This is a genomic window from Halothermothrix orenii H 168 (assembly GCF_000020485.1).
GTDB classification, from domain to species: domain Bacteria; phylum Bacillota; class Halanaerobiia; order Halanaerobiales; family Halothermotrichaceae; genus Halothermothrix; species Halothermothrix orenii.
In genome coordinates, this window is the sequence record NC_011899.1 from 2,455,610 (window position 1) to 2,470,483 (window position 14,874).

Consider the following 14,874-nt stretch of genomic DNA (forward strand, 5'->3'; position numbering starts at 1 on the left):
ATATATATTAATATGATACTTAAAAATCATAAGAAATACTTATATTAACTGGTAAACAAGAGCCTCATAGGGCTTCAGGGTTAAATTGGATAAATCCTTCTGTAACCCAACCGGGTAATTTCCAATCAATATCTTTTTATCGCTGTAACCAATACCTTCCGGTAATTTAAATTTAACCTCTTCTTCCGAGAAATTGAGTATAACCAGAAGGCGGCTTTCTTCCCCATCTTCATTAAGGGTCCTGAGATAGGAAAAGAGCTTTTCATCATCTTCAAGGATAGGCCTGTAATCACCGTAGACAATTACGGGATTTTCCTTCCTTAACTGAATTAACCTCCGGTAATAATGGAAGATGGAATCCTGGTCTTTACGGGCTTTAGCAACATTGATATCTTTATAATTGGGGTTTACCTTAACCCAGGGGGTACCTGTGGTAAAACCGGCATGGGGACTATCATCCCACTGCATGGGAGTCCGGGCATTATCACGGCTGGCCCAGTGGATTGCTTCCATAACTTCTGCCTCAGTCCTTCCCTCTTCTATCTGTTCCCTATACCAGTTGAGGGTCTCAATATCCCGGTAGTCTTCGATACTGTCAAAAGCCACATTGGTCATCCCGATCTCTTCACCCTGGTAAATATAGGGGGTACCGGGAAAGGTATGGAGCAGGGTTGCCAGCAGTTTCGCCGATTCTACCCGGTATTCCTTATCATTACCAAAGCGGGGAACCATCCTCGGTTGGTCATGGTTATTCATATAAAGACTGTTCCAGCCTTTCTCTTTTAATCCCTCATACCATCTATTGAAAATTCTTTTAAACTCGGTAAGCTTCCAGTCTTTTTTATCCCATTTACTTAACCCGCAGTCAATCCCCATCAGCTCAAACTGGAAGACCATATTAAGTTCATTTCGGTCATAACCAACATACTTTCTGGCAATCTCAGGGGTAACCCCCGGGGTCTCCCCGACGGTCATGACATCATATTTCGAGAGAACCTCCCTGTTCATCTCCTGTAGATAATCATGAACCCTGGGACCATTCAGATAATAAGGGCTGCCATCACCATATTTGGCCCCGGGGTATACCTTACCATCCGGTAGTCCCTTTACCTTGGAGATCATATTAATTACATCCATCCGGAAACCGTCAATACCTTTATCAAGCCACCATCTCATCATTTTGTAAACCTCTTCCCTGACCCGGGGGTTTTCCCAGTTCAGGTCAGGCTGCTTTTTAGAGAAAAGGTGAAGGTAATACTCCCCGGTTTTTTCATCATATTCCCAGGCAGAGCCACTGAAGGCAGAACCCCAGTTATTGGGCGGCCCGTCGTTTTTACCCTTTCGCCAGATATAAAAGTCGCGATAAGGGTTATCTTTAGATGATTTCGACTCCTGAAACCAGGGGTGTTCATCAGAGGTATGGTTGACCACCAGGTCCATAATTAACTTCATGCCCCGCTTATGGACCCCTTCAATTAGTTTATCCATATCCTCCATTGTTCCGAACTCATCCATAATATCATAATAATCACTGATATCATAACCATTATCATCATTGGGGGATTTATAAACAGGGCATAACCAAATAATATCTACCCCCAGCTCCTTTAAGTAATCCAGTTTTTCGATAATACCCGGCAGGTCACCGATACCATCACCATTACTATCATTGAAACTCCTGGGGTAAATTTGATAAACCACCCCTTCTTTCCACCATTTTCTTTCCATAGGCCATCCCTCCATTATTAACTATTTTTATTTTAAGAAATATTACAGTCCCCCATTTTTTATTTGAGTAAACGTTTACTAAACACTTAAATAATTTTAATACCTCACTAAAACCTATATGCCTGTTTTCCTTAAAAATAACACCCCCATTTTAACATAATCAAACTTTTTTAACTGTTTCCCTTTCCACTATAACATGAGGTAAAATGGCACTATTTACTTCCTTTCCTTTTATTGCTTTTAATAAGAGCTTTAAGCCCTTATAACCCATTTGATAAAAGGGCTGACTGACTGTAGTCAGTGGTGGAATAGTCATTTCAGCAAGCTGGGTATTATCAAATCCGATTATAGATATATCTTCAGGTACCCTGATTCCGGATTTATAAGCGGTCGATAAAGCCCCGGCCGCCATTTCATCACTGGCCACGAAAATGGCCGTAATACCTTGATTATTGTTTAAAAGTCTTTCCATACATTCCTTACCACTGTCAAACCAGAAATCTCCAAAGACTATGTTCTCTTCTTTAACCGGTAGTCCATTTTCCCTTAAAGCCTTCTTATATCCATCAAGCCTGGGTTTACCGGCAACCATATCCTCCGGGGTACCGCTTATCATGGCTATATTTTTATGACCCTTACTGATAAGGTATTCAGTAGCCTGATAAGCAGCCTGTTCATCATTGACTTTTATATGGGGGAATTGTCCTGTTTCATCTATAGTAGAAATCAAGATCACCGGAACCTTTAATTCTACCAGTTTATTGGCATATTCCTCAGTCAACATTTCACTGACAACAATGATTCCATCTACCCGCTTTTCCCGCAACACATCGAGATATACCATCGTTTTTTGCCCATCATTATCGGTATTACAGATAATGACACTGTGGTCGTTTTTATGGGCCGCATCTTCAATACCATTCATTATCTGAGAACTAACCATGTTGGATATCCGCGGGATTAAAACCCCCAGCGTTTTTGTCCTTTTCCCAACCAGCCCCCGGGCCAGGGCATTGGGATGGTATCCAAGTTCATCTATAGCCTCAAGGACCTTTTTTTCAGTTTCCACAGAATACCCGGGCTGGTTATTTAAAACCCGGGATACAGTAGCCACCGACACATTGGCTTTTCTGGCAACATCTTTAATGGTAGGTTTCATATCCCTAAAACCCCTTATATAATATTGGTTAATTTAGTAAATATTAATTTGGTAAATATCAATTTAGTAAGTATAAATTTAGTAAATATCAATTTAGTAAATGTTATTTTCATTTTTAATATTAGTTAATGTTGTTTATGTAAATATTCATTTGCATTTTAGTAAACGTTTACGTTATACCTAAAAAATAGTACATAACAAATATTATTTATATTTATTACTAAAATTATTATAATTAAATATTCTTCCAAAGTCAAGGGACTTTTTTAAATTTATATAATTTTTAGATAAGGCTTAGATAAGCCGGAGTCAGGGTATAGCTAAACTTGAGTCTGATTATTATTCTCCATTTCTTTATTACTTATATTATCATTTAAATCTTTACTTTCATTAAAAACATTCAAAGCCCTGACCATCAACCTCATATCACTGGGCAAAAAGACAGTAGTCGCCTGCCCTTGCCCCAGATTTTGACTTATTTTTTCGGCATTATGTAACTGAAAATAATTGGTTAGAATAGTGGGTTCTTCTTTAATTATCTTCGCAATTTTCTTATAACCATAGACCTCAGCATCAAATTTATATTTTTCAGCTTCAGCACGGGCCCGGGCCTTGATCCTGATTGCCTCCGCTTCCATCTCGGCATATGCCTTTAAGGCCTCTCCTTCCTGAATTTTAGCCTCTTTTAATCCTTCAGCCCTGAGTATTTGTTTTCTCTTCTCCAGTTCCTCCTGCTTTTGTTCAATCAATTCCCGGGCAAAATCCCCCAGTTCAAACTCCTTAATCTCCAGCTGGGTTACATCAAGACCCCAGTTAGTTACGGCTTTATCTGCTTCTACTTCGAGGTTACGTGATATTTTCCCCCGGCTACAGTACACCTGCTCCAGGTTATACCGTCCAATTTCATCCCTCAGTATAGAACGAATAGTAAGCTGAAGGGACTTAACATAATCATTGACATTAAAGACCGCTTTTCTCGGTTCTACAACTCTGAAAAAAACAATTGCATCTACTTTAAATTCTACATTGTCCTTTGAGATTACCTTTTCTTTGGGAAAATCAAATACAATCTCCTTCATATCTATTTCATGGGTGTGTTTTACTTCAAGGGTATTGGGGTCAGTAACATAGTAATAATGTATCTGCCCTAATAATCCAGACAGGGAAAGGAACCAGTTCAGGCCAGGTTTCAGGGTCCTGACATATTTTCCGAATCTGGTTATAATAACATTGGTGCCCTCCCTGACATACACAAACCGGATAATACCCAGGGTCAACCAGGTCAGAATTTTGTCAACACTGATGTTTTTCATAAGTATTCCCCCAGATAGATAGTTTGGTCTATTAATGATTATTTCAATATTGGTATTATTAGAACTGTTCTAACGTTTATTCAAAGAAATATATCTTTGACAGTTTTAAAAATCAGGTTAGAAAAACCTTTAGCTAAGTCTCCCCCTTAATAAAAAATACCCCCGGGGCAGTGTAATAATTCTGCCGGGGGTATATATTCAGTGAATCGACTGTTAAAATTTTTCAAAATCGTCCTCATTAAACTTAATCTCTTCTTCCCTTTCCAGTAATAAACCTTTTTCACCCTTATTATTCATGGCCTGTTTCAATTTGCTACCATTATCACCCTCCCCAGACACCTCATCAGTAGTATTTAACTTAAACTTCCTGACCAGAGCCATCATCTCTTCAGACTCGTCATTGAGTGATTCACTGGCACTGGCAATCTCTTCCACAAGGGCTGCATTCTGCTGGGTCACCTGGTCCAGCTCACTGACCGATGTTTGAATTTGTTCAGCGGCAGAAGCCTGTTCCTGCATAGCTGCAGCTATTTCTTTAATGGCCTGGGTGGTCTGCTTACCGTATTCAACGATTTCATTTAATGATTTGCCGGTCCTGTCAACTAGCTGATTACCATCTTCAATCTGTTTAATAATACTGGTAATTAATTTTTCGATCTCACCGGCAGACTCTGCTGTCCTACCGGCCAGGTTCCTGACCTCTGCTGCCACAACAGCAAATCCTTTACCGTGTTCTCCAGCCCTTGCTGCCTCTACAGCAGCATTTAATGCCAGCAAATTGGTCTGAAAGGCAATGTCGTTAACCGTGGTAATAATATCAGCTATCTGTTTGCTGCTTGCCGTAATTTCAGACATTGACTGCATTGTCTTTTCAACAACCCGTGACCCCTGTTTTACGACATCCATTGTTTTTTCACCCAGATTTTCTGCATTTTCAGAGCTGGCAGCAACCTCTTCAATGGCTGATGATACCTCTTCAATGGTTGCAGACACTTCTTCAAGGGAAGAAGCCTGTTCCTGGGTTCGCTGAGATAAGTCCTGGTTTCCTTCAGCTATTTCATTGGAAGAATTAGTTACCCCTGCCGATGCCTTTTTGACCCTGTTTAGCATATCCTCAAGATTATCGATGGTCCTGTTAAGATCTTCAGCCATTCTCCCCAGTTCATCATTACTCTTTACATGTACCTTGTCAGTAAAATCCCCATCAGCAACCTTACCTAATACCTTCTGAATATTATAGATTATTTTGGCAATTGAGCCAGTTACAAGGTAAACAATTATGGAAATAATTATAAACAGAGCCAGATAACCTATAATTGACTGTTGTGTCAGTTCCCGGGCTGCTACAGTTAACTCCTCTACCGGTACAGTAAGACCAAGTGACCAGTCTACCCATTCAACCGGATGGTAGAATACATACTTTTCTACACCCTGGTATGTATATTTATCTCTATCGGTTTCTCCTGCTATCATTTTCCTGGTTATTTCTATCAACTTCTGGGTGCTTGTCTGATCATTTAGTAAATTCAACTCCATTGACTGGGTTGGATGAGCAACTACAACTCCATCACTTTTTACCAGGTAGGCATAACCGGTCTCCCCGAGTTTAAAGTCGTTTACAATATTTTGTAGTGGTTTTAATAATACCGTCCCCCCGACAATAGCCACCGTCTTCCCGGTGTTATCTTTTACCGGGACTGCAATAACAAAGACATCCTGGTTGGTCAGGCGGGAATGGATGGGGTCACTGATATAAAGACTGTCAGTCTTTTTCACCTTCTGGAAAAAGTCTCTATTTGTATAATCATATATTTTATTATCCTGGGTAGTCCAGGTATTACCCTCTAAATCCATCAGTAAAATATTTTCATATGTTCCTTCAAGTGATTTCCTCTCTAATTCTTTTATGTATAACCAGCCTGATTCCTGATTTAAATTCCAGCCCTCTTTCAGGTCTATTGCTTTAGATAAAACCTTGACTTCATTAACCTTTGCTTCAATCCAGTTATTCACCAGCCTGGCCATAGCCTCAACCTGCTGGTTACCATTTTCCTCAACAATCTCCACTACATGGTCCACAGTAGAATTATAATTAACAAATAAAACAACTCCAAGAATAACAAGTAAAGGCACCAGTATAAAAGTCAACAATTTATTCCTGACTGTAAGGCGTTCTTTGAAAAATTTAAACATATTGTTACCCCCTTATTATAAAAGATTTAATGACTACCTGTGGTTATTATTTAATTTTAAAAATATCTTATCGACTATTTCCCCGGTTGAAACCTCTTCGTCAACAGCACCTATTTCAATAGCTTTTCTGGGCATACCAAAAATGGTCGCCGTTTCCCTATCCTGGGCAAGTGTATAACCACCTGCTTGCCTGATTTTCTTTAAACCCCTGGCACCATCCTGGCCCATACCTGTAAGCAGGACACCGATGGCGTTTTTCCCGGCACATTCTGCCATTGATTTGAAGGTTACATCTACAGCAGGGCGCTGGTGGTGAATTTTTTTATTTTTATTTAGCCTTATATAAAAGTTATGCCCTTTTTTTAATACCTCCAGATGATAACCGCCCGGGGCCACAAAGGCTGTTCCCGGTTTGACAATATCACCGGTTGCAGCCTCCCTTACATCAAGAGTGCTTATGTTATTTAACAGCCGGGCAAAAGAATTGGTAAACCCGCCTGGCATATGCTGTACAATTACTATACCAGGAGATTCCCTGGGGAACCCTGGTAGAATATACTTAATCGCCTTCACCCCACCAGTAGAAGCCCCGATTCCTATGATATACCTTGAAAGTAAATTGCTGTATCTTAGCTTGTTAACCTTCTTACTAACAGTAGATGTCCTGTATCGAAAACTGGTCAATTTCCTCACATCTACCCTGGCAGCAACCTTAACTTTGTTAATAATCTCCTGTTGAAATATTTGCCTTTCCTTATTACCAAATATACACGGCTTGGCAACAAAATCAACTGCCCCTTCGTTTAATGCCTTTAGAGTAATTTCACTTCCTCTGGTAGTAAGGGTGCTCACCATAATAACTGGCATAGGATGGGAAGACATAAGCTTTTTAAGGAACTCAAGTCCATTCATTCTGGGCATCTCTACATCAAGCGTTAGAACATCAGGTTTTAAACAGGTAATTTTACTTACAGCTTCATAGGGGTCTCTGGCAGTACCAACCACAGTAATGTTATTATCCTTTTCCAGGGTGTTTGTTAATATTTTTCTTACCATAAGAGAATCATCAATTACTAAAACCCTGATTTTACTCATTAACTGATACATCCTTTATTTCAGTCATTTTGATTTTTCGTGAAAAGACATTTTTACGGGGCCAGAAATATATCTGCCTGCCATGTTTCCCCCCAACATCCCTGGCAATAATGGGTATACCTTTCTTTTTTAAAAATTGTATTGCCAGTCTAATGTTTGCCCGGGCCACATTACTATGGGTTGTTCCTGCAACCTGTCCTCCACCAAACACCTTAGCGGTCATATAATTAATCCGCGCCCCCCTCTTCTCCATTTCCGTAATTAGTAACTCCATTGCATCTTCACCATATTTTCCAGAATAAACATTATTACTTTCACGGACTCTGGTTGGTAACATAAAATGATTCATACCATATACAGAATTAAAATCATCACTTAAACAGACAGCAACACAGGAACCCAGCAGAGTAGAAATAATAACATCACTACTAGTTGTAACGTAAAATTCACCGGCGAAAATAGTTTTAACTTCCCTTCTACCCAATCTTTTATGCTCCATCTCTTTCACCCTTGCCTGTTTTCTGATAGGTTGTCTGCCAGACTAATTTCCATCGGTTGTTTTTTGCTCTACTGTTATTTATAGATTCAGAATGTCCTAAAAATAAATAACCATTATCCTTGAGAAGTCTATAAAAATGCTCAAGTATCCTGGCCCTAATTTTATGGTTAAAATAAATAAACACATTACGGCAGAAAATAAAATCTAGTTTTGACTCAATCTGATAACTACCAGAATTCAAATTTAACTTTTTAAAAACAATTAACTTCTTAATATCATCCTTTACTTTAAAAAGACCTTCATTGTCCCCTGTTCCCATTAAAAAATATCTGGACAATAAATTATAGGGTATATTTTTTACCTGCTGGTAATTATAGATACCCTCTCTTGCCATATTCAAAACCTCAGTATTTATGTCAGTAGCCAGAATCTTTATATCCCATTCAGGGCCAAAATGGTCATAAAGAATTATTGCCAGGCTATAGGCTTCTTCACCACTTGAACAGCCCGCACTCCAGACCCTAATTTTTTTATTATGTTTTTCCTGCTTCAGTTCAGTAAAAACCCTGTTTTTGAGAAAAGCAAAATGATGAATTTCCCGAAAAAAATTAGTGACATTAGTAGTCAGAAGGTTAATAAGCTCTTCCAGCTCACTGGTATCTTTTTTAAGTAACTGATAATACTTATTAAAATTAGTTAACCCCAGCTCTCGCAAACGTCTGGAAAGCCGCGAATAGACCATATACTTTTTCTTATCAGTAAGTTTTAACCCAATTTTCTCATGGACGAGTTTGCTGATTTTCTGAAATATTTCATCACTCATCTCTGCCTTTACTCCCCGTATGCCCTCTTTTCCCATATCCTGACCTTCCCGCCTTATAATGTTATTATGCTCCTTATCCATATTATGGTCTCTCATCAGGAATTACTGCAGTTATCAACCCGTTCATCGTCTTTTTCAGGTAAATAAATTTTACTGTCACTATTTTCATCATCTTCATTATTATTATCAGTTTCAACGTCCCTGTTACCTTCATCTTCACTATCAATCTTTTCCCCAAGTCTATTAATAGCACCCAGTTCATTAAAGTTAAGCAACATATCAAGCTTTAATAGCATGATAAGCCTCTCATCAAGTTTTGCCATACCATCAATAAACTCTACATTGATATCAGAGCTAAACTCCAGGGTTCTCTGGATATCCTCACTTGAAAAACTGAGTATATCTGACACCTGATCAACAATTATACCCAGTATTTTTTCTCTTACTTCCAGAACAATAATGACAGTAAAATTGTCATACTCCCTGTAGGGAAAACCAAATTTCTTCCTTAAGTCTATAACCGGAATAACCTCACCCCTGAAATTAATTACCCCTTTAATAATGTCTGGAGTATTGGGTATTTTAGTAGGTTCATGGTAACGGATAATCTCCTGAACCCTTAATACATCTACCCCATATTCCTCTTCTTCAATTTTAAAAGTCAAAAACTGGTTCTCAGCAGATATACTGGTTAACTGCTGGTTCAGTATATCCAGTGTATTATCCTGCTTTCCCCTTGCTTCCCCACTCATAAATAAGTCCCCCCCTTCATTTAATTAACAGCCATCCTGATAATAGTAGATACATCCAGTATCATGGCAACCCTGCCGTCACCCATAATAGTTGCTCCTGCAATTCCGTCAATAAATGTATAATTATCTTCCATACTTTTCACCACTGCCTGTTGCTGGCCAACAATTTCATCGACCAGCAAACAGAGTTTGCGGTTTTCATCCTGTAAGATAACCAGTATACCCTCGGTTGGGTCAGTTTTACTGCCCTTTAAATTAAACAATTTATAGAGCCTGCTCAAAGTTATATATTCGTCCCTGACTTTAACTACCTCTCCCTTGCCATTAACTGTTTTTATATGCTCAGGTAGTGGCCTGATAAACTCAACTATAGAATTCAACGGTATAATAAACTGTTCATCTCCGACTTTAACATTCATTCCATCAATTATTGCCAGTGTCAGCGGGAGTTTTATTTTAAACCTTGTCCCTTCGCCCGGGTTGCTAAATATATTAATAGTACCTCTAAGCTGTTCAATATTATTCCTGACTACATCCATTCCTACCCCGCGTCCTGAAGTCTCTGTAACTTCTTCACTTGTGGAAAGACCTGGTTCGAATATTAGCCGGTAGATTCCCTGTTCTGTCAGTTCCTGGTCTTCATCGACTACCCCCCGGTTGATAGCTTTATCCAGTATTTTCTCTTTATCCAGACCCCTACCGTCATCGGCAACCTCAATGATGATATTCCCTTCCTGATGATAAGAATTCAATGATATCGTACCAACCCTGTTTTTTCCCAATGCTTCTCTTTCTTCAGGTGGTTCTATTCCGTGGTCAACTGAATTCCTGATCATGTGTTTTAAAGGATCATAGATTCGTTCAATAACAATTTTATCCAGTTCAGTCTCTTTACCCCTTATTTCCAGATTGATTTCTTTTCCCTGTTCTCGTGATAGGTCCCTGACCAGCCTTTTGAACCTAAGAAATGTATTACCAATGGGAACCATTCTTACTTTCATAATATCTTCCTGCAGGTTACGTATCCTTTTATCAACCGAATTTAAGGCAGTCATTATCTCATTTTCAGACCTGTCGGTTCTATGAATAACTAATTCCCTGACCTTGGCCTGGGCAATTACCAGTTCAGCCATAGAATTCATTAGGGACTCCAGTTTATGCGTATCTACCTTAATAGTACTCTTTTCCTTTACCGCCCGACTTTTGTGCTGGTCATAAACAACCCTCTGAACCTGTTCCCTGCTTACCTTTCCTTCCTCAGTTAATATTTCTCCAATCTTTTTTTGCCTTGCAAGGGCCTGTGTGATATCTTCTTCTTCAACAATCCCTCTCTCAACCAGTATTTCACCTGTCTTTTTATCTGACAGGGAAATGTCAATATTGTCAGAGAAATTTTCTGTGATATCTTCAATTTCTACCTTATTATCAACCTGAACAAAAATAAAGACATCCTTTATCCTATCAATTCCTACCCCGGTTTTAATTAAGATAGTTAATGTAAGATAACATAATTCAGGATCAAGGTTGTATAAGTCAGGTACCCTGGTATAATTGACTGCCACCATCAATATGTCACTAAATTCCCTTAGTTCCCTGACAAGCATCAAGGGGTCTGTACCTGTTTCAAATAAATTGGGATTGAAATCGAGTTTAATACGGTAACATCTTTCCCCTGTACCAAAATTATGTAGATTATCTCCAAGACTTCCTTCCTCAGAAGGAGTATGTTCTGTTTGATCCTTCAACAACTTTTTAATTTCCCATATAATAGACTCAACTTTCTCATTTTTAACCTGCACATCATCATTACCTAGCGCTTCAACCATTTCTCCAATCAGGTCAGTACATGTGAGTAATAAATTAATAACCTTATCATTTACTGTAATACATCCTCTTCTGACCTGGTCCAGTAAATCCTCAGAATGATGAACAAAATTAGCAATATCGTTAAGGCCTGTTAGACTGGCACTTCCTTTCAGAGTATGCATCCCCCTGAAAATGTTATTAATCAAATCCATATCACCTGGTTTTGCCTCCAGCTCAAGCAGGTCTACTACCATCTTATCCAGTAATTCCTTTGCCTCTTCAATAAAGGTATTAAGCAGGTCTCCTTCAGTCATTTATTCCCCCCTCCCTCTATTTAATAAACTTTCTGGCAACACTAATTAGCTGTTCAGGTTTAAATGGTTTAACAAGCCACCCTGCCGCCCCGGCTTCTTTTCCCTTTAACTTCATTTCTTCCTGGGACTCTGTTGTCAGGACAAGAATAGGAATAAACTTAAACTGCTTTTCTTTTTTAACCTCTTTAATGAAGGTTATCCCGTCCATCCGGGGCATATTAACATCAGTAATAATCATCCCGGGTTTTTCTCTGGATTGTTCTTTCAGGATATCTAAACCTTCCTGCCCGTCTTCAGCCATAATAACTTCATAGCCGTGTCTGGCCAGGGCATATCGGACTGAAGCCCGTACAGTTTTAGAATCATCAATAACCATGATTTTTTTTGCCAACCTCAACACCCCCATCCAGGAGCCAGTCCAATCCTGCTAGTTCAAGGGCCTCAATAAGTGGTTTTACAGAATTTTTCAGGGTTAACTGATCAACACTCTTCCTCAATGATAGCAACAATTGAACTCCAGCACCATCTACTGTTTGCAATTCTTTGCAGTCAATAATAATTTCATCTGTCTTCTGTAACACATCTAATAATTTCTCTTTAAATTTGTGTACTGTATAGATTGTTAATTCAGAAGGGGCAATAATAGTTCCATTGGTGTCCACAAAACTCCCTCCCTTTTTTCAATTTTTTTAAACCCTGTTATAAAGCTAAACCAATTTTGAAAATAAAAGTTCTTTTAAATTTAAGAAATAAACATTTATCAGGACTAAAACAGAGTTAATTCCCCACCTTCACTACCCACATCAATATTCAGATCCGAAAGCTCTTCACTGGCCGTTTTTCTTTCCAGATAACTGGTAAATTCATTAACAAGGTCATTTAACCTGTCATTACTCCCTTTTTGGTTATTTAATTTAAACCCAATCAGGTACCCATTTTTAAATTTATCCACCTCTTCTTTTACTTCTTTAAAATAAGCAATTATTTTTTGCCCATCTTCTTTCAAGGCAAAAGCATTTTTTATGTTTCCATTTACTTCTGCAACTTCTTTCACCAGTACCAGCACAGCAGAACGAAAATCCTCAACCGTACTGCCAATCAGTTTAATTGAAAGCTTAAGTTCTTCCTCTGACTCCTCAATAATCTGGATTGCTTTTCTAATACTCTCTATATTACCGTTTGCTAAATTCAGAAATTGACCATATTCATCTTCCAGTTCATTTTTTAAATCTGTATATATCCTGTTATTCCTGTTGCTAGTGTTAATAACATCATCAATAGCTTTTTCTATAGCCCCAGTAAAAATATTTCTATTTTCCATTTTAGTAAATTCAATTTTCGCCAGGAGTTTAATTTTACAAAACCAGTCACTGATAGTAATAATCTCATTAAATCCATTCTCAATACCATCCATATTGTTAAAAAAACCACTACTTCCATCAACCAGCTTAAGGTATTCTTCTAAAAGGCATGATAGTTTCCTGTTAAGGCGGGGAATAAAATCCATAAGTTTGTGAAAAATAAAACTTATTTTTGATGTCATCCCCCCACTTTCTAAGTCACTTATACTAAAAAAAAGGTCTGGGGAATTATTCTCCATTAACCTTTCGAGTCGCTTTTCCATGTTTTCAAGCCTGTTCTGAATGGCAAACAGGGAATCATATAACTGGTTTATAATGTTATCCATCAATTTCTGCCCGAGTCCAGATACATCAGTTAAAAAAGTTAATACGTCAAATACTTTTTCTATTTCGACAGGGTCTGTTAAATCAGCTTTTTTTAAATAACTTACTTCCTTCCTTGTTTTTCCAATAATTTTAATCAAGTTTTCAACATTCTGTCTTATAATGTCCTGATTCTGAAGAAGAATTATTATATCATAAACAGGATTGATAGCTTTATTTATACTATCAGTTACTTCTTTTAATTTTTCTGATATATCATAAAGGGCATTAAATATATTATTAAAAATACTTTCAAGTTTATTACGGTAATCTAAAGCAATTTTTTCTTCCTCTGAAACCAGTTGTTTAATACCGGTTGTAAAATTACCATGCCAGTTATGAAGCGATTTAATATTGTTCTCAATTACCCGATATCTATCTTTTATCTTTTGTGACAGGTTATTTATCTCATCAGAAATAACTTTAAAACCCGCCCCATTGTTACCCGATTTAAAGGCAACAATATTTGCATTAATTGATAATATATGAAGCTGATTAAGAACAGACTCTAGCTCCTTAATTAATTGCAGAACCTGTAAAATTCTGGCCTGCTCATCATTACTATTATTTAGTAAAAAACCTTCCAGCATGCTCGATATCTCATCTCTAGCTGAAAGTGAACTATAAACCTGTTCAATTTTTGTTTTAAAGTCATTGACAACCCTGGTTACCTTACTAAAATTATGTTCACTATTATTTTCAATAAAAAAATCTGTGAGTGACTCCATTTCTTTGGCTGTATTATCAACCTTTTCTTCTAATAAAGGTAACCTGTCAGAAATTTGGCCATAAAGAAACCCGGTATGTTCAATCATACCATTCAGGACCTCAATACTATTTTTAAAAACACAATCCAGCCAGTCCACTAATTCTATTACTCTTCCTTTAACATTTTTTGACTGTATTACTTCCTGCAATATAGAACCACCCCTCTCTCAGGGTAATAAATAACAGTATTTACTTGCTCCGTCATTTTTATGCAATTAACCTATTTACTATAAATATTAATATATTAATTCAAATATTTAATTATAAATTTCGCAAAAGGTATATTATGTAAATTATATTTTAATATTTTTACATTTTAAGTTACTAATAAAATTATTATATATTTTTTGTAATATATGCTAAGGAAATAAATATTTAATTTATATACTTTAAGGTAAAATTTTAATAACAATAATAGGGCCAAAGTCCTAATGAATTCAGTCAAATATATAAAAATGCAGGATTTTACTGATTTATGTAGAACACACTGTATGTAATAGTTTAAATTAAATATAAAATATTGTATTATGGGTATATGATGATATCGTGGTAAGAATTTACTGGAATAAAATATACCTTTTGCGAAATATAATAAAATTTTTTACATTATTTCCAGGACATAAGTTGGGTTTTTTAAGACCTGGAAAAACCCGTCACGCCATTTTTGTCTAAAGCTAAAGCCAGATCAATAAACATTATA

The 14,874-nt window shown here is 37.3% G+C and carries 12 protein-coding genes; all 12 read right to left on the reverse strand.

Translation table 11 applies throughout. The annotated features are described in order from the left end of the window. Positions 1 to 39: 39 nt before the first annotated feature. The 12 genes from HORE_RS11675 to HORE_RS11730 all read right to left on the reverse strand — a co-directional run bounded on the left by HORE_RS11675 (position 40) and on the right by HORE_RS11730 (position 14,323). Positions 40 to 1,728, reverse strand: a complete 1,689-nt coding sequence (locus tag HORE_RS11675) for a glycoside hydrolase family 13 protein (RefSeq protein ID WP_015923967.1) — start codon at positions 1,726 to 1,728, stop codon at positions 40 to 42. A 160-nt stretch (positions 1,729 to 1,888) separates the two neighbouring features. After that, positions 1,889 to 2,887, reverse strand: coding sequence for a LacI family DNA-binding transcriptional regulator (locus HORE_RS11680; protein WP_015923968.1), 999 nt, complete (start codon positions 2,885 to 2,887; stop codon positions 1,889 to 1,891). Between the two features lie 320 nt (positions 2,888 to 3,207). After that, positions 3,208 to 4,200 (reverse strand): SPFH domain-containing protein, encoded by a 993-nt coding sequence (locus tag HORE_RS11685; protein WP_015923969.1) that lies wholly within the window; start codon positions 4,198 to 4,200, stop codon positions 3,208 to 3,210. 213 nt (positions 4,201 to 4,413) lie between these two features. Continuing rightward, positions 4,414 to 6,393, reverse strand: a complete 1,980-nt coding sequence (locus HORE_RS11690) for a methyl-accepting chemotaxis protein (protein ID WP_015923970.1) — start codon at positions 6,391 to 6,393, stop codon at positions 4,414 to 4,416. A 33-nt stretch (positions 6,394 to 6,426) separates the two neighbouring features. After that, positions 6,427 to 7,488 (reverse strand): protein-glutamate methylesterase/protein-glutamine glutaminase, encoded by a 1,062-nt coding sequence (locus tag HORE_RS11695; RefSeq protein WP_015923971.1) that lies wholly within the window; start codon positions 7,486 to 7,488, stop codon positions 6,427 to 6,429. Continuing rightward, positions 7,481 to 7,987: a chemotaxis protein CheD gene (locus HORE_RS11700; protein ID WP_015923972.1), complete on the reverse strand. Its 507-nt coding sequence runs from the start codon at positions 7,985 to 7,987 to the stop codon at positions 7,481 to 7,483. The genes HORE_RS11695 and HORE_RS11700 overlap by 8 nt, the downstream gene beginning before the upstream one ends. Beyond that, the gene (locus tag HORE_RS11705; RefSeq protein ID WP_015923973.1) at positions 7,977 to 8,906 is read right to left on the reverse strand and encodes a CheR family methyltransferase; all 930 of its coding nucleotides are present in this window, start codon (positions 8,904 to 8,906) and stop codon (positions 7,977 to 7,979) included. Before HORE_RS11705 ends, HORE_RS11700 begins: the two co-directional genes overlap by 11 nt. Continuing rightward, the gene (locus HORE_RS11710; RefSeq protein WP_015923974.1) at positions 8,906 to 9,562 is read right to left on the reverse strand and encodes a chemotaxis protein CheW; all 657 of its coding nucleotides are present in this window, start codon (positions 9,560 to 9,562) and stop codon (positions 8,906 to 8,908) included. The genes HORE_RS11705 and HORE_RS11710 overlap by 1 nt, the downstream gene beginning before the upstream one ends. A gap of 20 nt (positions 9,563 to 9,582) precedes the next feature. After that, on the reverse strand, positions 9,583 to 11,682 hold the full coding sequence (locus tag HORE_RS11715; protein WP_015923975.1) for a chemotaxis protein CheA: 2,100 nt from the start codon (positions 11,680 to 11,682) through the stop codon (positions 9,583 to 9,585). Between the two features lie 16 nt (positions 11,683 to 11,698). Then, a complete protein-coding gene (locus HORE_RS11720) occupies positions 11,699 to 12,073 on the reverse strand; it encodes a response regulator (protein ID WP_015923976.1) in 375 nt (124 codons plus the stop codon). Beyond that, complete coding sequence (locus tag HORE_RS11725; protein WP_015923977.1) at positions 12,048 to 12,344, reverse strand: STAS domain-containing protein; 297 nt, start codon at positions 12,342 to 12,344, stop codon at positions 12,048 to 12,050. Before HORE_RS11725 ends, HORE_RS11720 begins: the two co-directional genes overlap by 26 nt. Before the next feature lie 104 nt (positions 12,345 to 12,448). Further along, positions 12,449 to 14,323 carry a methyl-accepting chemotaxis protein gene (locus HORE_RS11730; RefSeq protein ID WP_015923978.1) on the reverse strand — a complete coding sequence of 625 codons (1,875 nt, stop codon included), beginning with the start codon at positions 14,321 to 14,323 and terminating at the stop codon, positions 12,449 to 12,451. Positions 14,324 to 14,874 lie beyond the last annotated feature (551 nt).